The sequence below is a fragment of the Virgibacillus sp. FSP13 genome, from assembly GCF_054048505.1.
The window spans coordinates 1-25,849 of record NZ_JBSVKG010000010.1 but is presented as its reverse complement, the minus strand read 5'-3'; the positions used below and the strand labels follow the sequence as shown (position 1 = coordinate 25,849).

The window sequence follows — 25,849 nt, the reverse complement described above, 5'->3', positions numbered from 1 at the left end:
AAAATTGGAACATACTGAAACACTGACACGATATATTGCAAATTTTGTTGATGAACTAGTTAAGAGTGGACTTACAGAAGTTGTTATTTCGCCTGGTTCACGTTCAACGCCGCTTGCAATGACAATGACGGAACATCCAAAAATGAACCAGTGGATCATTATTGATGAACGATCAGCAGCCTTTTTTGCTTTAGGAATGGCAAAACAAAACAAACGCCCAGTAGCTCTTGTATGCACATCTGGAACGGCTGCTGCAAATTATTTTCCTGCTATTGTTGAAGGGCATTATAGTAGAGTGCCTTTAGTCGTTTTAACTGCTGATCGTCCACATGAACTGCGTGATGTTGGTGCTCCTCAGGCGATTGAACAAATTAAGTTGTATGGAGACTATGTGAAATGGTTTAATGAAATGGCGTTACCAGAAGGCAATCCAAAAATGCTTGATTATGTACGAAGCAAAGCAGCACGTGCGGTTCACATGGCAAAGGAAGGAAACAGTGGACCTGTCCATTTGAATTTTCCACTACGGGAGCCACTTATCCCGGATTTTTCATTGGAAGATTTATGGGGAAAACAAATGGAGCAAAACTATTATCCTACACTTGATGGAGCAAAGAGGGTACATCCGGACCAGTTACATGGATTGTTTGAAAAACTGCGCCGAAGACAAAAAGGGTTAATTGTTTGCGGTCCACAAACAAACGATGATTTTCCAGAAGCGGTTACCCAGTTAGCATCCATGTTACAATTACCGATTTTAGCGGATCCATTGTCAGGAGTGAGATCTGGACAGCATCAAAAAGATCATATAATTGAAGGATATGATGCTTTCCTACGTAATAAAGGAATCCGAAAACAACTTAAACCTGATTTTATTATTCGGTTTGGTGCGATGCCTGTAGCGAAACCATATCGATTTTATGTAGAAGAACATAAAGACGTTGAACAATTTGTTGTCGAGGAAACTGCCGGATACCGCGAACCAGCTGGTAACGCTACTGAATTCATTTATGCTGATGCAATGATGCTGTGCCAAGATCTTGTACGGATTGCAAAGGATATAAGTTTTGATTCTTCCTGGTTGAATGAATGGCTACAAATGAATCAAATTGCCAAAAAACAGTTAACGGCTGATTCTAGAGAAAATGCATTAACAGAGGGTAGTGCTGTAAGATGTCTACTGGATGTCCTACCTGATAATAGCAATTTGTATGTTGGAAACAGTATGGCAATTAGGGATTTAGATACCTTTTTCATGACTACGAGCAAAAGTGTTAGCGTGCTAGCTAATCGAGGGGCGAATGGTATCGACGGCATGGTATCGAGTGGACTGGGTGCAGCTGCTAAAGGAAAACATATAACATTATTGCTTGGCGACCTGTCATTTTTCCATGATCTTAACGGTCTTTTGGCTGCCAAGCATTATGATCTAGCGGTTACAATTCTTTTAATCAATAACAATGGTGGGGGGATTTTTTCCTTTTTACCACAAGTAAATGATAAAAAACATTTCGAAGCATTATTTGGAACACCAATTGATATTGACTTTCAACAAGCTATTACGATGTATGGCGGAACATATAGTAATGTGAGAAATGAATCTGAATTAAAACATGCACTAGATTCAAGTTACAACAATAAAGGACTGTCTGTTATAGAAGTGAAAACAGATCGCGAAGCAAACGCAGTGTGGCACCGCGATCGTTGGCAAGCCATTGAAAATGAAATCCTAGAGGGGTAGGATGCGGGGTTCGCAATTCCCGTATTCTTCTTAAACTTCACATGCACCTTTTGAACACAAATTTGAACAGGAGGATTGATCATGTGTATTTCACAGTAGATGATGCTTCCTACTGGTATGAGCGAACTGGTGAAGGGCCGCCTGTTGTCATGCTGCATGGGTTTACTGGCAGTAGCCAAACGTGGAGAAAAATCGTTGAGGCATGGCAGGATACTTTTGAATTGATTACGATTGATTTACCTGGACATGGGAAAACTAATACAGAGACCCCACGTACCATGGAAATGTGTTCCCAAGATATAAAAAAGTTTCTGAATCATTTACGGTTAACAAGCGTTCATCTAGTTGGCTATTCGATGGGGGGACGTACAGCATTAACGTTTGCTATGATGTTCCCATCTTATGTCCAATCCTTAACCCTAGAAAGCTCATCTCCAGGGCTGGAGGATGTTTCAGAACGAGAAAAACGGGTAAACCATGATACAGATCTAGCAACAAAAATAGAAAATGAGGGTGTCACAGCATTTGTGGACTTTTGGGAGAACATACCACTCTTCCAAACACAGCAAAACTTACCACCGAATCTTAAGCAGGAAATTCGTGCGGAACGACTTGCTCAATCAGAGACAGGCCTTTCACAATCACTTCTGTATATGGGGACCGGTGCACAACCCTCCTGGTGGGGATCACTTGAACAATTAGCAATGCCTGTTTTACTCATCGTTGGTAACTTAGATGAAAAATTTTTACGATTAAATAAAAAGATGCAAAAAAGCCTACCAAATGGCCGTTTAACAATTGTTGAAAATGCTGGTCATGCAATTCACGTGGAACAATCCGATTTTTTTGGTAAAATAGTATTGAAGTTTATTTTCCAACACTCGTTGCCGATTACATAGCAACATATTCTGAAGGAGGAAAACAATGACAGTACAATGGGAACAAGCAAGAGAATATAAGGAAATTGTTTATGAAAAATACAATGGTATCGCTAAAGTTACCATGAATCGTCCGCGCGTTCATAATGCGTTTACACCCTTAACAGTAAACGAAATGATTGATGCGTTTGCCGATGCACGTGATGATTCGTCGATTGGCGTGATCATTCTGGCAGGAGCTGGGGATAAAGCATTTTGTTCCGGCGGTGATCAAACGGTTCGCGGTAATGGCGGATATGTTGGGGACGACCAAATTCCGCGCTTGAACGTACTCGATTTACAGCGGTTAATGCGGACAATTCCAAAGCCGGTTATTGCAATGGTTTCAGGTTATGCAATTGGTGGCGGACATGTTTTACACATTTGCTGTGACTTAACAATTGCCGCAGACAATGCTATTTTTGGACAAACAGGTCCTAAAGTGGGTAGCTTTGATGCTGGTTATGGTGCAGGCTTACTTGCTGAAATGGTTGGACAAAAGCGTGCACGTGAAATTTGGTATCTATGCCGTCAATATAATGCAGATGAAGCATATGAGATGGGTATGGTTAATAAAGTAGTACCACTTGAAAAATTGGAAGAAGAAACATTGCAATGGTGTAAAGAAATTCTTGAAAAATCACCAACTGCTCTACGTTTCTTAAAAGCATCCTTTAATGCTGCAACTGATGGTCTTGCAGGCTTGCAGCAAATGGGCGGTGACGCAACTCTTCTTTACTATACAACCGATGAAGCGAAAGAAGGACGCGATGCATTTAAGGAGAAAAGAAAGCCTGACTGGGATCAGTTCCCACGCTTTCCTTGATCTACGGATAAATTAACGTTGAAAAACCTTTGCTAATTGGCAAAGGTTTTTCTATGATAAATAGAGGTGTTGAATCATGTCAGAGGTTATCCCGCACTGGTTAACCAAACAAGCTTTTCTGTCCCCGGATCAACCAGCAATTGAGCATGTGAACGGGGATATAATTACCTTTTTAGAATTAAAAGAAAGAAGCCAAACCTTTGCTAAGAAGCTGGCGAATAGTGGGGTGAAAAAAGGAGCGCATATTGGAATTTTATCGGAAAACAATACAGCGATGGTTATTGCAATCCATGCATTAAGCTATATTGGTGCTATATCGGTCATGTTGAATACGCGCTTAACAAAAGAAGAATTGACATATCAAATTAATGACGCAGCGATTTCACTTTTATTGACATCTGACAGTCTGGAGGCAGATGCTAGAACGATGGATTTTCCTGTGTCAGTAAAAACCTTTTCAGAAATAGACAACCTGCCGGAAATTGATGTACAGCTTCTTACAGAAATCAATTTAGACGATATGTTTACGATCATCTATACTTCCGGAACAACGGGTTTTCCAAAAGGTGTTATCCATACGTATGGAAACCATTGGTGGAGTGCAATTGGATCAGCTTTAAACCTGGGATTAAGCGCTAAGGATAAATGGCTTGCCGCAATGCCAATTTTTCATGTGAGCGGGTTATCGATTTTTATCAAAAGTGTCATCTATGGGATGCCTGTCTATTTCCTGGAAAAATTCGATGAAATAATCGTGCATGACGCTATTAAGCAACGGGGAGTGACGATTGTCTCTGTCGTTACAGTGATGCTACAGCGGTTAGTTACCTTAATAGGAGAAGATCATTATCCAGATACATTTCGCTGTATGTTGCTTGGCGGTGGTCCTGCACCAAAACCATTATTAGAAAAGGCAAAGGCACGTCATATTCCTGTTTTTCAATCGTATGGTATGACCGAAACATCGTCACAAATCGTCACATTAAGTCCAAAAGACGCATTGGATAAAGTCGGTTCTGCTGGCAAGCCATTATTTCCGGCCCAATTAAAAATTGACCAAACAGAAGAAGATACCGTTGGTGAAATTTTTGTCAAAGGTCCAATGGTAACGAACGGCTACTTTAATAAAACAGAGGCAACTTTAAAATCCATTCATGATGGTTGGTTGGCTACTGGTGACTTAGGATATGTGGATAAGGAAGGTTTCTTATATGTCGTTGATCGACGTAAAGATTTAATTATTTCTGGTGGCGAAAATATTTACCCAACCGAAGTGGAGAGCGTTCTGTCCGGAATGGATCAAATCAATGAGGTTGGTGTTGTTGGCGGTGATGATGATACATGGGGACAAGTACCTGTTGCATTTATCGTTGCGCAAGATGAAAAAGTGACAGAAGAAGAAATCATCAACTATGCAAAAACTCGATTAGCTAAATACAAATTACCGAAGCAGATCCATTTTGTTGACCATCTACCAAGAAATGCCTCCAATAAACTGGTTCGAACCGAATTGGTAAAATGGTTAAGCAATTAATTGGTAAAAATCAATAATAAAATACTGCTCTTGCGCCGATGTTCTTGAGCCCGGCTGATGTTTCCAGTTACAGAATTTTTAAAAACTAATTGATAAAGATTCTCAAAATCATTGACTAATCATCCAAAAGCAAATAAACTAGAGATACAATACTTATTGAAAAGAGACCATACATAAATTTGTAGGTTTTTTTCATGTAGGATGTGGGGAGAGATTCCGATGCAAACGTTAACAGCGAATGATCTAACACTCGGATATGGTGAAGATATCATTATTGATGATTTAAATATAACAATTCCTAAAGGTGAAATCACCGTATTTATTGGTGGAAATGGTTGCGGAAAATCAACATTGCTTCGATCTTTGGCCAGATTACTCAAGCCAAAAGGTGGAGATGTCGTGCTTGATGGCTCGGATATCGCCAAAATGGGTACAAAAGAAGTAGCAAAAAAATTGGCAATCCTACCACAAAGTCCTGTTACACCAGAGGGACTAACAGTAATGGAACTTGTTAAACAAGGTAGACATCCATACCGAGGCTTTCTAAAATCCTGGTCAAAGGACGATGAAAAAGCTGTTAATCACGCGCTTGAGGCTACAAATATGCTTGAATTAAAAGACCGTTCAGTTGATTCATTGTCTGGTGGACAGCGCCAACGAGCCTGGATTGCAATGACATTGGCACAACAAACAGACACCATTCTACTCGATGAACCGACAACTTACCTAGATATGACACATCAAATTGATGTACTTGATTTATTATTTGAACTAAACGAAAAAGATGGGCGTACCGTTGTCATGGTATTACATGATTTAAATCTCGCTTGTCGTTACGCACATCATATTGTTGCAATTAAAGATAAAAAGGTTTTTGCTCAAGGAAAGCCAGAAGAAATTGTCACATGTAACTTAGTACATGAAGTATTTCAAATGAAATGTGACGTAACCTTTGATCCGATGTTTGGAACACCAATGTGTATTCCCCATGGAAAAGGCCGTTGTATTTTTGCTAATCGAACACAACCATCTTCCGCAATCCAATAAAGTTTATCCGCCCATCAATGACAGGTATTGATGGGCTTTTTGGTCTTAATTTAACTTTTTTGTCAGTGTAAATTCAACCGCTGAAAACGAAATCTACTGCTTCTGTTTCATACATGATTCTTGTTTTTTTAGCCACATTAAGAACAGGAGGTGTGGATATGGAAAAAGAAAAGAAGAAATTTTATATAAATATGGGAAGCAGGGAAATATCCCAAATGAAATATCACAATAATGAAGAACTCGTTATCTATGCAACAGAAGACGAAGCAAGTGCATTGCGGCATAAAATGAATGACATGGATGATGCGGATTTTCGTGCTTTTTTTCGTGCCCATGTACCGATTATGCCATACCACAATGATGAATCGAATGATGATTATGATAATGGTATGACCGAGGCATTTCAAATGATATATGAACTTGGTGATGATGAAACCCGAACACATATTGAAAACATGGGAGTACTATCGGATAGACAATTGTAGTGTATCAGGGGATTTGATTTAAATATGTCAAATTCCCTATTTCTTGCACTGTCAATGGAAATAAATGTTTATCCCTTCATAAAAAAAGGAATAGTGTATTGTAGTTAACATATACATACAACTTGGAGGGGGAGCATGTATGAAACTTATAAAAAGGATTGGCACAACTGCTATCATATTATCTTTATTATTTATTATCCAGACAGCTGGCATACAAACTGCTTCTGCAACGAATTATAATATTGCTGAGAATCATGTGGGTTCAGTTACAACAGTAGTAAAGGTACATTCTAAAAAACTAAACAAACAAACGGAAACTGCTGATAATACGTTATCTGATAAAAAAATCATCAACAAGACGAAAAAGTTCATGGCATTACTTGTTCAGGAAACAGACAATTGCTACAAAGTAAAAAACTATCAAACCAAGGAAGAATTGGGTAAAGCCTTTCAGCAAGTTGCTTCCAAAGAGGTTGCAAAAAAATACATTGACGCCTATTATGATGAACAAGCAGATGGATTATATATTGTTCCAACCGAAACACCAGCTTGGTTTAATGAAAATAATGACTTTCGTGTGATACAATTAGAACAGAATCAAGCAAAGGTTGTACAACATAACAGTTCCGATTTACATGGTAACTACACAATTGAATTGATATTCACGTATAGTAACGATGACTGGAAGATCACGAATATCGATTATGCTTACTAATTTTTGATGAAATGAAGGCAGTTGAACGAATGAATACATTTAGAGATTATTACAATAACGAGGTTAAGCTTTCTTTTGCTAATCATCCTTTTTCGAAAGCCCCTAAGCATGTTTGGGTGATTTGTAAATTCAAAGATGATTGGTTATTAACAAAGCACAAAGACAGGGGACTAGAATTTCCGGGTGGTAAAGTAGAGAAAGGCGAATCGGCAGATCAAGCAGCAATACGGGAAGTAATGGAGGAAACTGGTGGAACAGTAAAATCTATTCGTTATATTGGTCAATACTTTGTTGCTGGAAAAGGTGGGAATATCATTAAAAATGTGTATTTTGCAAAGATTGACGAACTAACATTGCAGAATACGTATTACGAAACGGATGGTCCTGTACTGTTGAATGCTATTCCAAAAGATGTAAAGCATAATGATCTGTTTAGCTTCATCATGAAAGATGGTGTCTTAACACATTGTATGGGGTATATAAGGAAAAATGCTAATGCTTTTTTCTAGTACTGTAAGTTAAATTCCCAAGTATTACTAAAATCCTAATTGCAATAAAAATAGCAGAAGCGAATGCTTCTGCTATTTTTATTGCTAATTTCTATGCGATCAGTTGTGATCTTTTCCTGTTTTTAACCTGTATGCTTGATTAGCCAGCTTTCTATTTTTTCAACAATTTTGTACATGATACCTGCAACAATTGCAATTAGAATCAAACTGGACATAACCAAAGTGAAATCAAAAACTTGGAACCCATAGACGATTAAATAACCTAAACCTTCTTTCGAAACGAGAAACTCACCTACAATAACACCAACCCAAGAAAGCCCGACGTTAACTTTTAGGGTGGAGATCATGGTTGGTAGTGTAGCTGGGAATATAGCCTCTTTAAAACATTGCCAACGGGTAGCTCCGAAGCTTTTTAACACTTTCTCATAGTTCGGATCAACTTCCCTAAATCCAGAGTAAACAACAAGTGTCGTAATGACGACGGAGATTATTGCGCCCATCGCAATGATCGAAATATAGCCGGGACCGAGTGCAACAATAATGATTGGTCCAAGTGCAACCTTTGGCATTGCGTTTCCGATTACCAAATAAGGATCCATAATTTTAGATAGTCTGCGCGAGGTCCATAAGATGGTAGCTATCAAGATACCAAGTAAAGTTCCGATAATAAATCCAAGCACTGTTTCAACCAATGTTACTTGCACATGGGAGATTATCGAACCATCGGAAAATTTATCGATTAATTGGTTCACAACTTTGGATGGGGAACTAAACAGTAATGGATCAATCCAATATAATCTGCTGGCAATTTCCCATATCGCAAAGAAACTAATTAAAATTATAATTTGCCATGAAAAGACAATCTTTTTTTCGCGCTTTAATTGATTCTTATAGTTTTCAAAAAGGTGTTGATCAGGTTTCTGTTCCATCAGTATCAGGCACCACCTTTTTGTTAGAAGTTGAATCATTATCATTTAGCGCATCCCAAATCTTATCAAATAACAGCTGATACTTTGGGTGTCTGCGGACTAAAAATGGTGTTTCATTACGTAATTCAATTGGAACCTCAAACACTTTAGCAATTGAACCAGGATTAGCATCCATTAAAAGAATACGATCGCTCATGGAAATAGCTTCCCCAATATCGTGCGTTACCAAAATTGCTGTTTTATGATAGGATCGTAAAAGTTTGGAAACTAAGTCTTCCAGTTTAAGTTTCGTTTGATAATCAAGGGCCGAAAATGGTTCATCCAACAACAAGATCTTTGGATTCGTGATCAATGTACGCACTAAGGCAACACGTTGACGCATTCCACCTGACAATGAATCTGGATAAGCATTCGCAACAGCTGGTAAATCTACTTCTTTTAGTAGTTGTAAAGCTTCTTCCTTTGAATCATTTATATTTTTGCGTCCGATTTTCGGTCCAATTAAAACATTATCTATAATGGTTTTCCATGGAAACAAATAATCCTGTTGCAGCATATAGCCAATTGCTAGCTTCGATTCACGTAAAGATTTTCCCTCTAGTAAAACATCACCAGCAGTTTGCTTCATTATGCCAGCAATAATAGAAAGAATCGTTGACTTGCCGCAGCCACTTGGACCAAGCAAGGCAACAAATTCACCATCACGGACTGAAAAAGAAATATCATCTAACGCTTTCGTATAACCCTTTTTAGAAAAATAATGGTGTGATACATGTTCTAAGGTAAGAAATGACATGAACCTTCCCTCCTACTTACCTATAACTTTCTCAGCAATTTTTGTATTTACCAGATCTTCATAGGATACTTCCTCTGGCAGTTCTCCAGCTTCTTTCATAATCGCCTCTAGATTACTCCATTCTTCTTGATCTAAAATAGGATCAGTAGCAAATGAACCTTGACTTTTATAGCGTTCAATCGATGAAGCGAGCATTTCTATATCTGTATCCTCAAAATATGGTTGAATCACCTTTGCGATAGCTTCAGCATCGTTGTCCTGTACCCATTGTTGTGCTTTGTATACCGCTTTCGTGAAATTCTTGATGTCGTTTTCGTTCTCACTAATAAAGCTTTCTTTTGCCATAAATACGGTATATGGTACATGGCCGGATTCTTCACCAAAAGATGCAATGATATGACCTTTTCCCTCTTTTTCAAAAATACTTGCAGTCGGTTCAAATAATTGAACGTATTCTGCGTCGCCAGACACAAATGAACCTGGAATATTGGCAAACTCTATATTTTGTAATAAGTTTAAGTCTGCATGTGGATCAATATTATGTTGCTTAAGTACGAATTCACCAACCATTTGCGGCATCCCACCTTTACGCTGACCTAAAAATGTACTATCTTTTAGTTCATCCCAAGTGAAATCAGGGTGTGATTCTTTCGCAACTAAAAAAGTACCATCTGTTTGCGTTAACTGGGCAAAATTAACAGCATAGTCTTTTGAATCCTGGCCGTAGACATACATTGATGTTTCAGAACCCACAAGGGCCACGTCTACACCATCTGATAACAGAGCTGTCATCGTTTTATCACCACCCCAGGTTGTTTGGAGTTCCACATCTAATCCCTCTTCTTCAAAAAAACCTTTTTCGATGGCAACATATTGTGGTGTATAAAATATTGACCGGGTCACTTCAGCAAGTTTAATAGATGTGTTTTCAGCTTTTTGATTAGAACCACAAGCTGCTAGGAAAATGAGCATTATACTGGAAAAGAGCATAAAATACGTTAATTTTCTCATGCAAATCGTTCCTTTCCGTTTCAAATGGGTATTTCAACATAGTGTATGTTTTTGTAGAAAATGTGTGAACGCCTAGGGAATATTTGACTAAAAGGGGATAAAAATGTAATAGCATTTACCTGGAGCTTGACGTGACTTGTCTTGCACGAGAACAAGCAGATGAAGTTTTATATTCTTTACCTTAAAAAAACCGACCTCCATATGGAGATCGGTTGTCAGAATGTTGCTGACTAGTTCGCTTTTCAGTTTTACAACAAGCTGTGGCAACTAACCAATGCCACTGCTTGTTCTTGAAACTATTACATATCCATTAAGGATGAGTAAACAAATGTTATTTTATTCAGGCTTGTAAATTGGGCCTGCTTGCACAATATCTTCACTTGCTTGTGTGAATTTCTTGAAGTTCTCATGAAACTTAGTTGCCAGTGCTTTTGCTGCTTCATCATAGGCTGTTTTGTCATTCCAAGTGTTTCTCGGTATTAATACCTTATCAGGTACACCGGGAACATGCATTGGCATTTCTAATCCGAAAATGTCATCTTTTACTGTTTCAACGGTATTTAATTCACCTTCCAAGGCAGAATGAATCATTGCCCTTGTATACGAAAGTTTCATGCGATTCCCAACACCGTATGAACCACCAGTCCAGCCTGTATTTACTAAGAAAACATTAGAATAGAACTGATCAATCTTTTCACCAAGCATTTCCGCATAAGTGGACGGTGCTAACGGTAGAAATGGTGAGCCAAAGCACGCTGAAAATGTTGCTTGTGGCTCTGTGACCCCACGTTCTGTCCCGGCGAGTTTACTTGTGTATCCACTTAAGAAATGGTACATCGCCTGTTCTTTTGTTAACTTACTGATTGGCGGTAATGTGCCAGATGCATCAGCAGTTAAAAAGATAATCGTGTTTGGGTGACCAGCGACACTAGGTGTTACAATATTATCGATGTTTTCCAGTGAATATGCTGCCCGGGTATTTTCCGTCAGTACAGTGTTGTCATAATCCGGCAGTCTAGATTCCTCGTCAATGATGACATTTTCCAGGACAGAGCCAAAACGTATCGCGTTGAAAATTTGTGGTTCTTTTTCTTTGGACAAATTGATGCATTTCGCATAACAACCGCCCTCAATATTAAACACACCATTAGGACTCCAGCCGTGTTCATCGTCCCCAATTAAACGACGATAAGGGTCAGCCGAGAGTGTCGTTTTACCTGTTCCGGATAATCCAAAGAACAAGGCGACATCTCCTTCTTGGCCAACATTCGCGGAACAATGCATGGAAAGTACATTTTTTTGCGGTAATAAATAGTTCATTACAGAGAAAATTGATTTTTTAATTTCCCCAGCATATTCTGTTCCGCCGATTAAAATCACCCGTCGCTTGAAAGATACAAGAATAAACGTCTCTGAATTTGTTCCATCAATTGCTGGGTCTGCTTTATACGTAGGAGCAGAAACTACCGTGAATTCAGCGTGATGCGTTTTCAACTCTTCTTCAGTTGGTGTAATGAATAATTGTCTAGCAAATAAGTTATGCCATGCATACTCATTAATTACTTGAATTGGCAGACGGTGCTTTTTATCAGCACCGGCAAATCCTTTAAAGGAATACAATTCGTTTTTATCTTTTAAATAAGCTATGACTTTCTCGTATAGCTGGTTAAATTTATCTTCATCGATTGCTTGGTTTACAAGTCCCCAATCAATAAACTGTTCACAAATGTCATCTTTCACGATAAACTTATCTTTAGGTGAACGTCCGGTATATTTTCCTGTTGTTGCTTGAATCGCACCTGTTGCTGTCAATACTCCTTCGTTCCTTGCTAAGATTTTTTCAACTAGCTGAGGTACCGATAAATTGTGCTGGATATTCCCTTGTGCTAAAAGTTCATCCGATACTGTTGATCGTTCCATCGATTTCATATATGATACCTTCCTTTTTGATGGATTTTTTATAAAGACATGAAACGGTTTTCTTTTAAATCTGTTTATTAGTATAACACATTTATTTAATTAGTCCATACTAATGTATTATTTTATTTAAAATGTTGTGCTGGCCTTTGAAGAAAAGCGCAAGCGCCCGCTTAGCAACGTACAAACTGGAGCACTCCGCAATGAGATAAAGGAAACACGGTGAGGTACGAGCCGATGTTGACTTATCGTAGTGCATTGAATAACCCCCTGAAGTAACAACACACGAAGAAAAAGCGAATTAACTTTTTCGAGGAGAGGAGTGTGAAGTTTGATAGTTGCTGGGCGCTGGAGCTGGACACGGCTTACTCTGGGTCTCCGATTACTCAACCCACCGAAAAACATTTGCTGTAAGCATAATAGCGCCTCAAGTTTTATACTTTTTACATTTGAAAAAGTTGACACATCATAACGATTTCGGTACGATAAATTGTGAACGGACACTCTCTTATTCAGAGTTGGTGGAGGGACAGACCCGATGAAACCCAGCAACCATCACATTTGTGAAAAGGTGCTAATCTGATGCAAGGATTTTCCTTGAACAATAAGAGCGAAAGGCCACAACTCCTTTCCTCATGCAAGTAGGAAAGGCTTTTTTTGTTTTAAAGGGAGTTTATATAATTGATAAATACAGAGTTCCGTACCACGATATAAAAGGGAGAGATTTAGGCCAATGGCTGCAAATCGTCGTTTATTTACATCTGAATCGGTAACAGAGGGACATCCGGATAAAATTTGTGACCAGATTTCAGATGCTATTTTGGATGAAATCTTATCAAAAGATCCGAATGCACGAGTAGCTTGTGAGACAACGGTGACAACTGGTTTAGTATTAGTATCAGGGGAAATTTCAACAAGTACGTATGTAGATATTCCAGCAATTGTAAGGCAAACCATTAAGGATATCGGCTACACAAGAGCTAAGTTTGGTTTCGATGCTGAAACATGTGCAGTCCTTACAGCAATTGATGAACAATCAGCAGATATTGCTGGTGGAGTAGACAATGCATTGGAAGCACGCCAAGGAAAAATGTCTGATGAAGAAATTGCTGCGATCGGTGCAGGTGATCAGGGGTTAATGTTTGGCTTTGCTTGTGATGAAACGGAAGAATTAATGCCGCTACCAATATCACTTGCTCACAAATTGGCAAAACGGCTGGCTGATGCAAGAAAAGATGAGATTCTACCTTATTTACGTCCGGATGGAAAAACACAGGTAACGGTAGAGTATGATGAAAATGATAATCCTGTTAAAGTAGATACAATTGTCATTTCCACACAACATCACCAGGACATTTCAACCGAGCAAATTGAAAAAGATTTAATTGAGCATGTTATTCATCCGGTTGTACCAGCAAATTTACTAGATGAAACAACAAAATATTTCATCAATCCAACCGGCCGCTTCGTTATTGGTGGACCACAAGGGGATGCTGGACTAACAGGAAGAAAAATAATTGTTGATACGTATGGTGGTTATGCCCGTCATGGCGGAGGGGCATTCAGTGGAAAAGACTCGACTAAGGTGGACCGCTCAGCAGCATATGCCGCTCGTTATGTAGCGAAGAATATTGTAGCTGCAGGACTTGCTAAAACGTGTGAAGTACAGCTTGCCTATGCAATTGGCGTTGCTGAACCGGTATCCATTGCGATTGACACATTCGGTACTGGAACAGTTACGGAAGAAAAACTTGTTGCGGCAGTCCGAGAGTTGTTTGATTTACGTCCGGCAGGCATTATTCGTATGCTTGATTTGCAACGGCCAATCTTTAAAAATACCGCTGCATACGGACATTTTGGCAGAACAGATGTCTTATTTCCATGGGAGAAAACAGATAAGGTAGAGGAATTGAAGGCATTAGCGGAGAAATAAAATAGATTGTTTTTAAAATGAAAATCACGTCTTCTATTAATGGAAGGCGTGATTTTTGTTTTTCGTATAGGATCATCCGGAAATAAAACGGTTCAGCAAGATTCTTTCCATATCGAAATAAAAAACCATTTATGATATACTCTAAAAGGTATAATTACGAATCTTGAGAGTGAGGCTAGAGCCATGTGTGGATTTATTGGGATGATCCGCAATCATCCGAGTATGCCAAATGAAGAAGCAATCCATTTATTTGAACAACAAAACAATATCATCACCCACAGAGGGCCAGATGATGAAGGTTATTTTCATGATGAATATGTGTCATTTGGATTTAGACGTTTAAGTATTATTGATATAGAAAGCGGCCAGCAGCCATTGAGCTATAATGATGAAAAAATATGGCTTATTTTTAATGGGGAAATTTATAATTATGTAGAACTACGTGAGGATTTAATCAAGGAAGGGTATCAGTTCGCAACGGAATCAGATACCGAAGTAATTGCCGCGTTATTTGCCAAACATAAAGAACAGGCATTCAGTTATCTACGTGGAATGTTTTCCATTTTAGTATGGGATAAGGAAAATGAAACATTTTATGGCGTGCGTGATCCATTCGGTATTAAGCCATTATTTTATCGGGAAACAGAAGAGGGCACTATTTTTGCTTCAGAGAAAAAAAGTATTACGTTAATGATGGAAAATGAAGACGTAAGTGATGAAGCATTACAGCACTATTTAAGCTTCCAATTTGTGCCGGAGCCATTGACGATGACAACGGAAATTAAGAAAGTGGAGCCAGGTCATTATTTTGTGAAAAAGCCTGGTCAAGCAATCTCCTTTACCCGTTATTGGCATGCGACATTTAACCCTGTTTTAATGGACAAACAAGATTGGATCAAGCGTATTCAGGACGTGATGTATGATTCGGTAAATGTTCATATGCGAAGCGATGTACCAGTTGGATCATTTTTATCAGGTGGTATCGACTCTACGTTAATCGTTGCGATGGCCAGAGAGTTCAATCCAAACATTAAAACATTTTCTGTAGGTTTTGAACGGGAGGGTTTTTCTGAAGTTGATGTTGCCAAAGAAACGGCTGATAAACTAAATGTGGAAAACATCTCGTATATCATTTCACCGGAAGAATACGTGGAAAAGCTGCCGAAAATTATGTGGCATATGGATGATCCACTGGCAGATCCAGCGTGCGTTCCATTGTATTTTGTTGCTAGGGAAGCTCGGAAGCATGTAACGGTTGTATTATCTGGCGAAGGATCGGATGAATTGTTCGGCGGTTATAATATTTACCGTGAACCAGAGTCATTAAAAATGTTTCACTCCATTCCAAAACCTGCCAGGAATCTATTAGCAAGGGTTGCAGACGTGCTGCCTGAAGGTGTAAAAGGGAAAAGTTTTCTAGAGCGCGGGACAACACCACTTCGCGAGCGTTATATTGGCAATGCGAAAATGTTTGAAGATGAAGAAAAACAGCAAATTTTAAAGCATTATAATGAAAATTTGTCTTATCGCGAGATCACTGGCAAGTTATTTGATAATGTTGCCGATTATCCATTGGTTAATCAAATGCAGTACGTTGATATTCATACCTGGATGCGTGGGGATATCTTGCTAAAAGCGGACCGGACAACAATGGCGAATTCACTTGAGTTGCGTGTGCCATTCTTGGACAAAGAAGTATTCCGTGTTGCTAACGAAATACCGGTCAACTTAAAAATAGCGAATGGAACAACAAAGAGTATCTTACGTGAAGCATCACGTGGAATCATTCCGGATCACGTGCTCGATCGTAAAAAACTCGGATTTCCTGTGCCAATTCGCCATTGGCTGAAGAATGAGTTGAATGGCTGGGCGAAACAGTTAATCAATGAAAGCCAGACAGATCACTTGCTGCATAAATCATTTATTCTTGAACTGCTTGAAGCGCATTGTCAAGGAAAAGGTGACTATAGCCGGAAGATTTGGACCGTGTTAATGTTCATGCTTTGGCATCAAATTTTTGTAGAAAATAAATTTGATATTGCCGAATTGAGTAAACCAGATTTTGCAGTTGATCCAGTTACAGCGAAATAAAATTCAAAAAAAAACAGGCAATGACGGTTATAATACCGTTATTGCCTGTTTTCCCATTTGGACCCATGCAGCTTTAAATTCCTCAATAGGTGCTTTTTTATCTCGTTTTAATGGATCATTAAAATAAATATAGTCTTGATCATAGCCCGTTATTAATACAGAGTGCTCTTTCATTGTAATATCAATTAGACCATCAGGGGTTTGCCATGTAGTAAACTGCTTTTTAGGTAGTTTGTCATATGTAGCATTTATAATCACCCATACTGGACGATCCTGATTCAATTGATTGATAATCTCCGCGAAATCTTGCCCCGTAAAATCAAGAACGCGTTCACCTGCATACTGTCCAGCAAGTTCTGTAATTGGTTTGTGATACACTCCATATCCAGGTGTCGCAAAGGAATACATATCACCAACAAAACCATTATTCGGATTACCGAAATGAATACCTTTGTCTGTTTTTTTATAAGGTGTTGGATCCTGTTTTACTTGTTTTGCTAATTCCATTTTGTCCACATCAATATTATGGTAGCCAAGTAGCATAGCAAGGGTTGTTACCTCACAACCGCGTGGTAACTCAGGCAGTTGGCCAATTAATGGTGCTTGTAACCGAACAGAATCTTTTATCGTGCGCTGCGAGACCATGGCTTCTGCAGGTTCAACTAGTTTTAAGTCATCAGAAATTGGCAAAAGTTCTTTTGTAGCAGCAATAAATGCTGTTTTATGTTCATTTATATAGGTAGAACCGATTAGAATCGCGGAAATTGTAAAAAGAATTGCATATAATTTAAATGAACGACTGACCCATTTTTTTGAAACTTTTTCACCTAAAAATATAAAATAGATTGCAATTAAACAGGAGATGAAGAATAGTGTGATGTGCATTTTTGTGTACACTCCTATAATATTTAACTGTCATACCATTTATATCGGCACTTTTTTACGTATATTAAACCTAAAAATGCGTGTTCAAAAAGTCGCCAAATTAGAAGCAAGGTCGACTAAGTTCGTCACGTCAATAGCCAACGTTGACACTAGCACGTCCTCGAAAAAGAAATACACTTTTTCTTCGTGCGATGTATCGCTGTCGTAGCCTTCCTTGTCCTGTGCGACGAAGGTCGAGGCGGTGTAGTCTTGAGGACCGGAATGTAGGCAAAATCTACATGAGGACCGCACTTGCACAGGACGTGCTGACCTCTGCGTTGGCTATTGACGTGGGCAGGTCTAGTAGAAGTTCTTTTGCCGCCAACGAAGAGATTCGCCGCTTATCATTTGGTGAATTTTTGAACAACCTCTAAAAATCAATACCTAAATCTGTATGTAGTTTATAGTATTGTCCTTTTTCTACATAAGATTTACGGACCCGGTCCATTTCTGCATAATCTTCTTCCGTCAGGTTTCGGACCACTTTGGCCGGTCTGCCTAATGCTAAGGAATGCGGCGGAATTTTTTTACCTGGAGGGATTAGACTTCCAGCACCAATAAAAGCACTTTCTCCAACTTCTGCTCCGTCCAATATAATTGAACCCATACCAATTAGGGCATTTTTTCGAATGACTGCACCATGAAGTGTAACCTGGTGACCAACTGTTACGTCATCCTCAACAATGGCAGGGTTACCTGGACTTTGGTGGATCATGGATAGGTCTTGAATACTTACTCGTTTGCCAATATGTGTCGGAGCAACATCCCCCCGAATAACAGTATTGAACCAAACATTTGATTGCTCGCCAATCGTGACATCACCGATGATAGAAGCATCTTTTGCGATGAATACAGATTGGTCGATTTTTGGTTTACTATCTTTATAATGGCTAATCATGTTAAAACCCCCAAAGTTGAACCTTTGTAAAAAATATGATGATATAGGTAGTATAACAAATTTTTCTAAATGAATGGTGTCTGGGCTTTTCGGAACGGAGGAAAAAAGGTTTGGGAAAACATGTACCACATACCGCAGTGACATTAATGACGGCTGTATATCGTAAAATATTTCCAGCGGTGAAGCAGGAATTAGTTTATTGGAAAAAACGTGCTGAACAAATACCAAATAAGGAATTGCGTACACAAGCATTAGCTAGTATTGCCTCCAAACGGTTTCATTGTCAGGGAGGGGCAGTTTATGCTTTGTTAGCAGGCGATAAATGGGAACAAGCAATTCGTTTTATCGTAGCATACCAGACGATTAGTGATTATCTGGATAATTTGTGTGACCGTAGCACATCAATGGACCCGGCTGATTTTCGCTTGCTGCATCAGTCCATGATTGATGCGTTGACACCAGAGAATTCGGTTAAAAATTATTATGAATTACGGGGAGATCAGGAAGATGGAGAATATTTGGCTGATCTTGTTCGCACGTGTCAGCAAATTGTAGACCAGTTGGATGATTATACGATGATCCAAGATAAAGTGCTCGGACTAGAACAATTGTATGGTGATCTTCAGGTTCATAAACATGTCGCTTACGATGAACGGATCCCGCGCTTAGTTACCTGGTATAAAACGAATAATCTTGAATTCTTAAGTTGGTATGAATTTGCGGCAGCCGCTGGTTCAACATTAGGCATTTTCTGCCTCGTTTCCTATACACTTGGGGGGAGAATAACATCGAAACTCACCGATCAGATTTATAGCAGCTATTTTCCCAATATGCAGGCATTACATATTCTGCTGGATTACTATATTGATCAGTTAGAAGATGAGTGGGAAGGAGATCTTAATTTTTGCAGCTATTATCCAACTCGGGGAAAAATGATCGAGCGCTTTGTTTATTTTATTGAACAAACGGAAAAACATGTCCAGTCTTTAGTCGATTGTGAATTTCATCAACTTGTCCATCGTGGGTTAGTAGGATTATATTTAGCAGACCCCAAGGTAAAAAAACTTGATGGCGGAAAAGAGATGACAAACGTTTTATTACAAGCAAGTGGAAGAAAGGCAAAATTTTTTCATTGGAATACGAAAATGTATCACCGCTTATTTGGTTGATAACGATTCAAGGCAGCAATCGGTGCTTTTGAATCGTTATTAGTTGGTGGATTATTAACATGTTATTGAGTTAGGGGCCTTCTCACGGTCGTTATTTTTTCTCAATAGCAACAATAAATGGCGGTGAATTCTTTTGGTTGATAAACCCATATTGTAATACATTAAAATCCTGCTGACGAAGCTTGGTAACATAGTTTAAAATAGCATTTTTTTCTTGAACACCGCCTTCATGTCCATAATAAACTACTAGGACAATTACGCCACCCCGCTTCAAAAATTCTAACATGCTAGTTAAGGCCTTGATGGTTGATTCACCGTGGGTAATAATTGATTTATCACTTCCGGGTAAGTAGCCCAAATTGAAAATGGCACCACCAATTTGCTCGGTTTCGCTTAAATATGTTACTGCATGTTCATGGCTTTCATGGATAATTCGTGTATTCCTAATCTGTTGTTTCGCCACCTTTAGCTTTACTGCAGCAATTGCCTCGGTTTGAATGTCAAATGCTAATACAGAACCATTTTCCCCGACTAGCTGACTGAGAAAAAGTGTATCATGTCCGTTTCCTGCTGTTGCATCTATTACAATATCCCCTTTTTGCACTGATTCACGCAATAATTGATGGGAAAAGGCAATAATATTTTTAATCATGATTTTCCATTCCTTTTACATTAGTATGAGCGTTTATTTTAGCATAAAGTTTTCTTAATGTGGTATCGTATGAAATCTAGATGGAATTTACTGCAGTTTTGTTTTTGAAATTGGGTAATAACAGGTGACACTTGCTCGTAATGAATCATATGTTGTGGTACATGAAGTGGTAAGAAGAGGTTAATTTTGCTTGTTTCCTTGACAAAGCAGTTTTAATTAATTAAAATTCGATATAATAATGAAAATAGCGATGCGAAGGAGTAGTAGTAAACTTTTTCAGGTTTAGCGAGACAGTGGTTGGTGTAAACTGTTCCTAGAAAGTTTATGAACTCGCCTTTAAGTTGTAAGAGCGAAATGGAAGTAGTTCTTACCGTGAATCCGCGTTAAGGAAACAAAGTGAACGTATGTTTTTACGTTAATTTGGGTGGTACCACGGGAGATACAGCTTCTCGTCCCTATTTGGGATGAGAAGCTTTTTCTATATGGAGGCAAACTTCGCGACAAGGAGGAACAAGAATGAGTTTTAATCATCGGGAAATTGAGAAGAAATGGCAAGCGTACTGGAAAGAAAACAAAACATTTAAAACAAATACGTATTCCAAAAAAGAAAAGGTTTATGCGTTAGATATGTTCCCTTATCCATCGGGAGCTGGACTGCATGTAGGACATCCGGAAGGCTATACAGCAACGGATATTTTTTCACGGATGAAGCGAATGCAGGGATATGAAGTATTGCATCCAATGGGTTGGGATGCATTTGGTTTACCAGCTGAGCAATATGCGCTTGATACAGGAAACAGTCCAGCTGAATTTACAAAAAAGAATATCGATACATTTCGTCGACAAATACAAGAACTAGGATTTTCCTATGATTGGGATCGGGAAATTAATACAACTGACCCACATTATTACAAATGGACCCAGTGGATTTTTACGAAACTTTATGAAAAAGGTCTTGCCTATATGGATGAAGTGGCAGTGAACTGGTGCCCAGCTCTTGGGACTGTGCTCGCTAACGAGGAAGTAATTGATGGAAAAAGCGAACGTGGAGGTCATCCAGTTATACGTAAACCAATGAAGCAGTGGATGCTGAAAATCACTGCCTATGCTGACAGGTTGCTTGAGGACTTGGAAGAACTGGACTGGTCAGAAAGCATTAAGGATATGCAACGCAACTGGATTGGCCGTTCAGAAGGGGCCGAAGTAACGTTTGCTATAGATGGTCATGATGAGGAAATAACAGTTTTTACCACTAGACCTGATACACTTTTCGGTGCAACTTATGCAGTTCTAGCACCAGAACATCCATTGGTGAAAAAAATCGTAACTGACGAGCAAAAAGATGCTGTAGAAGCTTACCTTGATGATGTGCAAACAAAATCTGATTTGGAAAGAACGGACTTAGCAAAAGATAAAACAGGTGTATTTACAGGGGCATATGCAATTAATCCGGCAAACAATGAAAAAATGCCGATTTGGGTTGCTGACTATGTATTGATTACGTATGGCACTGGATCCATTATGGCAGTTCCAGCGCATGATGAACGTGACTATGAATTTGCGACAAAATTTGAGTTGCCAATTGTAGAGGTAGTTGCGGGTGGGGATGTTTCTGTAGAAGCATACACAGGTGACGGTGATCATGTTAACTCTGATTTTCTTAATGGGCTAAATAAAGAAGACGCCATTTCAAAAATGATCGAATGGCTGGAAGAAAATAAGTATGGGACGAAAAAAGTTACGTATCGTTTGCGTGATTGGCTTTTCTCTAGACAGCGTTACTGGGGTGAGCCAATTCCGATCGTTCATTGGGAAGATGGAACCATGAGTACAGTTCCAGAAGAACAATTGCCTCTTGAATTACCGGAAATGACAGAAATAAAACCATCCGGTACTGGTGAATCACCATTAGCAAATAGTGAGGAATGGGTACATGTTGTAGATCCTGAAACTGGTATGAAAGGGCGCCGTGAAACAAACACAATGCCACAATGGGCAGGAAGCTGCTGGTATTTCTTGCGTTTCGTTGACCCAGACAATCCGGAAAAACTAGCGGATCCTGAAGCGTTAAAAGAATGGTTACCTGTGGACGTATACATTGGTGGGGCAGAGCATGCAGTATTACATCTGCTTTACGCACGTTTCTGGCATAAATTTTTATACGATATTGGCGTTGTACCAACGAAAGAACCATTTATGAAATTGTTTAACCAAGGAATGATTCTCGGAGAAGGCAATGAAAAGATGAGTAAATCAAAAGGGAATGTGGTCAACCCGGATGAAATTATAGGATCTCACGGCGCAGATACTCTAAGGTTGTATGAAATGTTTATGGGTCCACTTGATGCAGCAGTTGCATGGTCAACAAATGGACTGGATGGAGCACGCCGATTCCTGGACCGTGTTTGGCGCTTGATTGTTAATGAAGATGGAACACTTTCGGAAAAAGTCACAACTGACGGAAGTGATTCTTCGTTAGATAAGGTATATCATGAGACAGTTAAAAAAGTTACTGAGGACTTTGAAAACTTGCATTTTAACACGGGTATTTCTCAAATGATGGTATTTGTGAATGAAGGATATAAAGCAGATGAATTACCAAAGGCGTATGTTGAAGGCTTTGTAAAACTACTTTCTCCTGTAGCACCACATGTCAGTGAAGAATTGTGGAGCAAACTAGGTCATACAGAGACAATCAGCTATGAAGGATGGCCAATTTTTGATGAAGCAAAACTGACCGAAGATGAAATTGAAGTTGTGCTTCAGGTAATGGGAAAAGTTCGTTCGAAAATGAGTGTTGCTAAAGATATATCCAAGGATGACTTGGAAAAGCAGGCACTTGAAAATGAGAAAATACAGGAATGGCTAGAAGGAAAAACAGTTCGAAAGGTAATTGTTGTTCCGGGAAAATTAGTGAATATTGTAGCAAACTAACGAAAGAGAAGGATCTCCAATTGTGGAGATCCTTCTTTTCGTTAATGTGCCAATTTCTTTTGAAAGAACTTGTAGAATGAAGTTTTTACTTTAAAGCTCCAGCCACATCGTACTCATTGATATCAATTGTTAATTCGTTTCCAACTGCTAGGTTAGCCAATTCGGTACCAATAAACGGCCCCATTGTTAAACCAGAAGCACCAAGTCCATTAGCAAGAATAAGTCCCTCATAACCTGGTAGTGGTCCAATTACGGGAAGAAAACCAGGTGTGAACGGCCGAAAGCCAATTCTTGTCTCAAGCACGGAACTCTCTGCTAAACCAGGAAAAACCTCTAAAGCTTTCGATAAAATTTCATTAATCCCGCCAGCAGTAGCGCGATAATCTAAGCCAGCATCGTTTTCATGTGTTGCCCCAACGACAATCCGATTATCGTCAAATGTAACAAGATATTGGTCGTTTGGTGGCATCACAACTGGCCAATTTGCAGTGGTAGTAGCATCAGCCATTTTTAAATGCATGATTTGCGCTTTTTGTGAAGTGACATTAAATGGAATATCTAAAGGCTTTAATAGTTCTTTCATCCAAACGCCATTTGTGGCAATAACGGTGTCAGCAAATAGTGATTTGCCATTGACGTTAACACCAGTAACTTTCCTTCCTTTGTATAATAATTGGGCATCACCATCAATAATTGTTGCGCCATGTTTTTTTGCACCATTTAACAGAGCGTTTCTTAGTGCACGTCCATTAACACGTGCAGCACCACTTACATGAACGGATCCATATCCATCTGCAAGCAGCGGAAACATTTTCTTTGTTTGATCGGAATCAAGCAACGTAATATCACCGATTTCTGGTGCCTCTTCTCGACGCTTTAAAGCCCGTTTTTTCATAGCGATTAATTTGTCTCCGTTTGTATGGATAGAAATCGCTCCTACCCGGGCATAACCGGTTTTTTCTTCACCATCTTCTGCTAGCTGTTTGATAAGGTGAGGATATATTCGAGCCCCTCCTTTCGCTAAGCGATACCATGCTTTATTTCGGCGTTGTGACAGCCATGGACATACAATGCCTGCCGCTGCATCTGTTGCTCTCCCATCATTGTTACGTTCTACTATAGTGACCTCAGCACCTGTTCGAGCAAGCTGATATGCAGTAGTAGCACCCAATATGCCGGCACCAATAATAATAAATTTCCCCATACATAATCCTTCTTTTTTATATTTGTTAAAATACTGCTATCAATATAATAGAAAAGAATTGGACTGATTGTAAAATTATGCGATCGATTAAAAATAAAAAGTCACGTTTTCAACAAAGCGAAAATCGTGACTTGAACTATCGATATGTTAGCTATTTATTTGGTGTCTCAGATTGCCATTTTTGTTTCATTTTAATCCATTTATTGTCCTCGAAATACCATAATATTTCAATTGTTCCAAGTTGATCTGCTCGAGATGCCCCGCTAACCTGTTGATAACTTTTTAATCCGTAACCTTTACTTTTGCTTATAAACGTTGGTTCAAAGAATGAAATAGGTTCAATCATAAGTTTCATTTCATGAAGTAATCTTCCTTTTTTATCGTAAATACCAGAACGTATATACTCTGATGCCCGGTTCTTAAGATCTATTTTTGTTGATTTCTTATTTGGATCAAGTGTTAAGGTTGCTTTAAAGCCATTATGAAAACTCCCAGTTATAGAGATAGACTTTGGTAATGGCAATTTCTTAAGTTTTTCCATTTTTAAATTGTTAATTTGATAATAATGGAATCCACCACTTCCACTTGTAGCACTTTGAAACAATAAATCACGAACACCGTCATGATTTAAATCGATAAACTGTAATGATGGTTTATACCCATCTTTGTACTTGATTTTCCATTGCTTGTTTTGTGAACCTTTAACATCTGCCCATATATTATGAAAATATTTACTATCATCACTAAACAGGATACCTCTTAACTGAATTTCTTCTTTTTGCCCATCACCGGTAATATCCTCTTTAAAAGATTCTATCAATATTGTCTTTTGATTATTTGTTTCTGTAACGGCAGAAACGGGTAACAAATAATAAAAGGATAAACATAACAAAAGTAGTAAGAATCGCGTAATTCGTTTCATTGTTTGTCTCCATTCATTGGTAATGTATAGTTATTTTGTGTTATCAGCTTGCATGTTATTCATGTCGAACGTATGATGAATAGTGAAAATACTGTTTGGAAAGGATTGAAATAATGGATCATATCAATGAGCTAACACCACATGAAGTAGAAGAAGTGATGGAGAAAGATACAAATGCCGTTATTATCGATGTACGGGAGGATGAAGAAGTAGCTCAAGGAATGATTGAACATGCAAAGCACATTCCACTAAATAAGATTCCGCAAGCGATTAAAAATTTAGATAAAAATAAACACTATGTTCTTGTATGTAGATCTGGGGGAAGAAGTATGAATGCCGCCTTATATATGGATGAACATGGGTTTAATGTGTCTAGTATGGCTGGTGGTATGTTAGATTGGGATGGGGAAGTTGTTCTATAATAATTAGTAGTTTCTAGTTGGTGTTCTGTTATACTAGGTGCTTTTGGTAAAAAAGATAAAAATATGTGTTGACTTTTATCTTTGAGGAGAGTAATATATATTTTGCTGCTGAAAACAGCGACACACTATGAATGAAAATGATGAATTTTGTACTATTGACAATCATTATCATGAGTGATATAATAAATTTTGCTGTCGAGTTATGCAGCTAAATATTTGCTCTTTGAAAACTGAACAAAACAACCAGTATGTCAAGAAAAACTAGAAGGTAAT

General features: G+C 38.7%; 22 protein-coding genes, 1 riboswitch and 1 other annotated feature. Of the genes, 13 read left to right on the top strand and 9 right to left on the bottom strand.

The genetic code is table 11. The features are described from left to right. Window positions 1-4: 4 nt before the first annotated feature. The 8 genes from menD to ytkD all read left to right on the top strand — a co-directional run bounded on the left by menD (window position 5) and on the right by ytkD (window position 7,774). The gene (gene menD, locus ACW2QC_RS10570; protein ID WP_457543937.1) at window positions 5-1,741 is read left to right on the top strand and encodes a 2-succinyl-5-enolpyruvyl-6-hydroxy-3-cyclohexene-1-carboxylic-acid synthase; all 1,737 of its coding nucleotides are present in this window, start codon (window positions 5-7) and stop codon (window positions 1,739-1,741) included. An 83-nt stretch (window positions 1,742-1,824) separates the two neighbouring features. Next, window positions 1,825-2,640, top strand: coding sequence for a 2-succinyl-6-hydroxy-2,4-cyclohexadiene-1-carboxylate synthase (menH, locus tag ACW2QC_RS10565; protein WP_457543936.1), 816 nt, complete (start codon window positions 1,825-1,827; stop codon window positions 2,638-2,640). A gap of 25 nt (window positions 2,641-2,665) precedes the next feature. Beyond that, window positions 2,666-3,484: a 1,4-dihydroxy-2-naphthoyl-CoA synthase gene (menB, locus tag ACW2QC_RS10560; RefSeq protein WP_457543935.1), complete on the top strand. Its 819-nt coding sequence runs from the start codon at window positions 2,666-2,668 to the stop codon at window positions 3,482-3,484. 76 nt (window positions 3,485-3,560) lie between these two features. After that, window positions 3,561-5,018: an o-succinylbenzoate--CoA ligase gene (locus tag ACW2QC_RS10555; protein ID WP_457543934.1), complete on the top strand. Its 1,458-nt coding sequence runs from the start codon at window positions 3,561-3,563 to the stop codon at window positions 5,016-5,018. Between the two features lie 219 nt (window positions 5,019-5,237). After that, window positions 5,238-6,065 carry an ABC transporter ATP-binding protein gene (locus tag ACW2QC_RS10550; protein ID WP_457543933.1) on the top strand — a complete coding sequence of 276 codons (828 nt, stop codon included), beginning with the start codon at window positions 5,238-5,240 and terminating at the stop codon, window positions 6,063-6,065. 158 nt (window positions 6,066-6,223) lie between these two features. Continuing rightward, on the top strand, window positions 6,224-6,550 hold the full coding sequence (locus ACW2QC_RS10545) for a hydrolase (protein ID WP_457543932.1): 327 nt from the start codon (window positions 6,224-6,226) through the stop codon (window positions 6,548-6,550). Between the two features lie 139 nt (window positions 6,551-6,689). Further along, complete coding sequence (locus tag ACW2QC_RS10540; RefSeq protein ID WP_457543931.1) at window positions 6,690-7,265, top strand: hypothetical protein; 576 nt, start codon at window positions 6,690-6,692, stop codon at window positions 7,263-7,265. Between the two features lie 29 nt (window positions 7,266-7,294). Continuing rightward, window positions 7,295-7,774, top strand: a complete 480-nt coding sequence (gene ytkD, locus ACW2QC_RS10535) for an RNA deprotection pyrophosphohydrolase (protein WP_457543930.1) — start codon at window positions 7,295-7,297, stop codon at window positions 7,772-7,774. Between the two features lie 122 nt (window positions 7,775-7,896). Here the strand turns inward: ytkD and ACW2QC_RS10530 are convergent, their stop codons facing one another. The 4 genes from ACW2QC_RS10530 to pckA all read right to left on the bottom strand — a co-directional run bounded on the left by ACW2QC_RS10530 (window position 7,897) and on the right by pckA (window position 12,439). After that, entirely contained in the window at window positions 7,897-8,703 is an 807-nt protein-coding gene (locus ACW2QC_RS10530) for an ABC transporter permease (RefSeq protein WP_457543929.1), read from the bottom strand. Further along, the gene (locus tag ACW2QC_RS10525; protein WP_457543928.1) at window positions 8,687-9,499 is read right to left on the bottom strand and encodes an ABC transporter ATP-binding protein; all 813 of its coding nucleotides are present in this window, start codon (window positions 9,497-9,499) and stop codon (window positions 8,687-8,689) included. Before ACW2QC_RS10525 ends, ACW2QC_RS10530 begins: the two co-directional genes overlap by 17 nt. Window positions 9,500-9,511: 12 nt before the next feature. After that, window positions 9,512-10,510 carry an ABC transporter substrate-binding protein gene (locus tag ACW2QC_RS10520; RefSeq protein ID WP_457543927.1) on the bottom strand — a complete coding sequence of 333 codons (999 nt, stop codon included), beginning with the start codon at window positions 10,508-10,510 and terminating at the stop codon, window positions 9,512-9,514. A gap of 336 nt (window positions 10,511-10,846) precedes the next feature. Continuing rightward, window positions 10,847-12,439 (bottom strand): phosphoenolpyruvate carboxykinase (ATP), encoded by a 1,593-nt coding sequence (gene pckA / locus ACW2QC_RS10515; RefSeq protein ID WP_457543926.1) that lies wholly within the window; start codon window positions 12,437-12,439, stop codon window positions 10,847-10,849. 493 nt (window positions 12,440-12,932) lie between these two features. Continuing rightward, window positions 12,933-13,038, top strand: a riboswitch (SAM riboswitch). A 122-nt stretch (window positions 13,039-13,160) separates the two neighbouring features. On the opposite strand from pckA, the gene metK reads away from it, so the two are divergent. Next, window positions 13,161-14,360, top strand: coding sequence for a methionine adenosyltransferase (gene metK, locus ACW2QC_RS10510; RefSeq protein ID WP_457543925.1), 1,200 nt, complete (start codon window positions 13,161-13,163; stop codon window positions 14,358-14,360). A 183-nt stretch (window positions 14,361-14,543) separates the two neighbouring features. After that, a complete protein-coding gene (gene asnB / locus ACW2QC_RS10505; protein WP_457543924.1) occupies window positions 14,544-16,451 on the top strand; it encodes an asparagine synthase (glutamine-hydrolyzing) in 1,908 nt (635 codons plus the stop codon). A gap of 27 nt (window positions 16,452-16,478) precedes the next feature. Here the strand turns inward: asnB and ACW2QC_RS10500 are convergent, their stop codons facing one another. Beyond that, a complete protein-coding gene (locus tag ACW2QC_RS10500; protein ID WP_457543923.1) occupies window positions 16,479-17,336 on the bottom strand; it encodes a C39 family peptidase in 858 nt (285 codons plus the stop codon). Between the two features lie 409 nt (window positions 17,337-17,745). Beyond that, window positions 17,746-18,273, bottom strand: a complete 528-nt coding sequence (locus tag ACW2QC_RS10495; RefSeq protein WP_457543922.1) for a gamma carbonic anhydrase — start codon at window positions 18,271-18,273, stop codon at window positions 17,746-17,748. A 110-nt stretch (window positions 18,274-18,383) separates the two neighbouring features. Between ACW2QC_RS10495 and ACW2QC_RS10490 the strand changes: the two genes are divergently transcribed. Next, a complete protein-coding gene (locus ACW2QC_RS10490) occupies window positions 18,384-19,442 on the top strand; it encodes a tetraprenyl-beta-curcumene synthase family protein (RefSeq protein WP_457543921.1) in 1,059 nt (352 codons plus the stop codon). A 91-nt stretch (window positions 19,443-19,533) separates the two neighbouring features. Here ACW2QC_RS10490 and ACW2QC_RS10485 read toward each other — a convergent pair whose 3' ends face one another. Then, window positions 19,534-20,094 (bottom strand): class I SAM-dependent methyltransferase, encoded by a 561-nt coding sequence (locus ACW2QC_RS10485; protein WP_457543920.1) that lies wholly within the window; start codon window positions 20,092-20,094, stop codon window positions 19,534-19,536. A 241-nt stretch (window positions 20,095-20,335) separates the two neighbouring features. Next, window positions 20,336-20,554 (top strand) — a binding site (T-box leader). A gap of 56 nt (window positions 20,555-20,610) precedes the next feature. Here ACW2QC_RS10485 and leuS point away from each other — a divergent pair. After that, window positions 20,611-23,028 (top strand): leucine--tRNA ligase, encoded by a 2,418-nt coding sequence (leuS, locus tag ACW2QC_RS10480; protein ID WP_457543919.1) that lies wholly within the window; start codon window positions 20,611-20,613, stop codon window positions 23,026-23,028. 85 nt (window positions 23,029-23,113) lie between these two features. On the opposite strand, the gene ACW2QC_RS10475 is transcribed toward leuS, so the two are convergent. Next, the gene (locus tag ACW2QC_RS10475; RefSeq protein ID WP_457543918.1) at window positions 23,114-24,232 is read right to left on the bottom strand and encodes an NAD(P)/FAD-dependent oxidoreductase; all 1,119 of its coding nucleotides are present in this window, start codon (window positions 24,230-24,232) and stop codon (window positions 23,114-23,116) included. Between the two features lie 151 nt (window positions 24,233-24,383). After that, on the bottom strand, window positions 24,384-25,154 hold the full coding sequence (locus ACW2QC_RS10470; RefSeq protein ID WP_457543917.1) for a hypothetical protein: 771 nt from the start codon (window positions 25,152-25,154) through the stop codon (window positions 24,384-24,386). A 113-nt stretch (window positions 25,155-25,267) separates the two neighbouring features. On the opposite strand from ACW2QC_RS10470, the gene ACW2QC_RS10465 reads away from it, so the two are divergent. Beyond that, a complete protein-coding gene (locus ACW2QC_RS10465) occupies window positions 25,268-25,576 on the top strand; it encodes a rhodanese-like domain-containing protein (protein ID WP_457543916.1) in 309 nt (102 codons plus the stop codon). Window positions 25,577-25,849: the final 273 nt, after the last annotated feature.

What these genes read in the sequence shown, in the direction of transcription:
- ACW2QC_RS10485 (WP_457543920.1), bottom strand. Translation starts at nt 20,094, where the DNA reads ATGATTAAAAATATTATTGCCTTTTCCCATCAATTATTGCGTGAATCA.
- ACW2QC_RS10525 (WP_457543928.1), bottom strand. Translation starts at nt 9,499, where the DNA reads ATGTCATTTCTTACCTTAGAACATGTATCACACCATTATTTTTCTAAA.
- menB (WP_457543935.1), top strand. Translation starts at nt 2,666, where the DNA reads ATGACAGTACAATGGGAACAAGCAAGAGAATATAAGGAAATTGTTTAT.
- ACW2QC_RS10540 (WP_457543931.1), top strand. Translation starts at nt 6,690, where the DNA reads ATGAAACTTATAAAAAGGATTGGCACAACTGCTATCATATTATCTTTA.
- ACW2QC_RS10555 (WP_457543934.1), top strand. Translation starts at nt 3,561, where the DNA reads ATGTCAGAGGTTATCCCGCACTGGTTAACCAAACAAGCTTTTCTGTCC.
- ACW2QC_RS10545 (WP_457543932.1), top strand. Translation starts at nt 6,224, where the DNA reads ATGGAAAAAGAAAAGAAGAAATTTTATATAAATATGGGAAGCAGGGAA.
- ACW2QC_RS10465 (WP_457543916.1), top strand. Translation starts at nt 25,268, where the DNA reads ATGGATCATATCAATGAGCTAACACCACATGAAGTAGAAGAAGTGATG.
- ACW2QC_RS10550 (WP_457543933.1), top strand. Translation starts at nt 5,238, where the DNA reads ATGCAAACGTTAACAGCGAATGATCTAACACTCGGATATGGTGAAGAT.
- metK (WP_457543925.1), top strand. Translation starts at nt 13,161, where the DNA reads ATGGCTGCAAATCGTCGTTTATTTACATCTGAATCGGTAACAGAGGGA.
- ACW2QC_RS10495 (WP_457543922.1), bottom strand. Translation starts at nt 18,273, where the DNA reads ATGATTAGCCATTATAAAGATAGTAAACCAAAAATCGACCAATCTGTA.
- ACW2QC_RS10530 (WP_457543929.1), bottom strand. Translation starts at nt 8,703, where the DNA reads ATGGAACAGAAACCTGATCAACACCTTTTTGAAAACTATAAGAATCAA.
- ACW2QC_RS10520 (WP_457543927.1), bottom strand. Translation starts at nt 10,510, where the DNA reads ATGAGAAAATTAACGTATTTTATGCTCTTTTCCAGTATAATGCTCATT.
- ytkD (WP_457543930.1), top strand. Translation starts at nt 7,295, where the DNA reads ATGAATACATTTAGAGATTATTACAATAACGAGGTTAAGCTTTCTTTT.
- ACW2QC_RS10470 (WP_457543917.1), bottom strand. Translation starts at nt 25,154, where the DNA reads ATGAAACGAATTACGCGATTCTTACTACTTTTGTTATGTTTATCCTTT.
- pckA (WP_457543926.1), bottom strand. Translation starts at nt 12,439, where the DNA reads ATGAAATCGATGGAACGATCAACAGTATCGGATGAACTTTTAGCACAA.
- ACW2QC_RS10500 (WP_457543923.1), bottom strand. Translation starts at nt 17,336, where the DNA reads ATGCACATCACACTATTCTTCATCTCCTGTTTAATTGCAATCTATTTT.
- ACW2QC_RS10475 (WP_457543918.1), bottom strand. Translation starts at nt 24,232, where the DNA reads ATGGGGAAATTTATTATTATTGGTGCCGGCATATTGGGTGCTACTACT.
- asnB (WP_457543924.1), top strand. Translation starts at nt 14,544, where the DNA reads ATGTGTGGATTTATTGGGATGATCCGCAATCATCCGAGTATGCCAAAT.
- leuS (WP_457543919.1), top strand. Translation starts at nt 20,611, where the DNA reads ATGAGTTTTAATCATCGGGAAATTGAGAAGAAATGGCAAGCGTACTGG.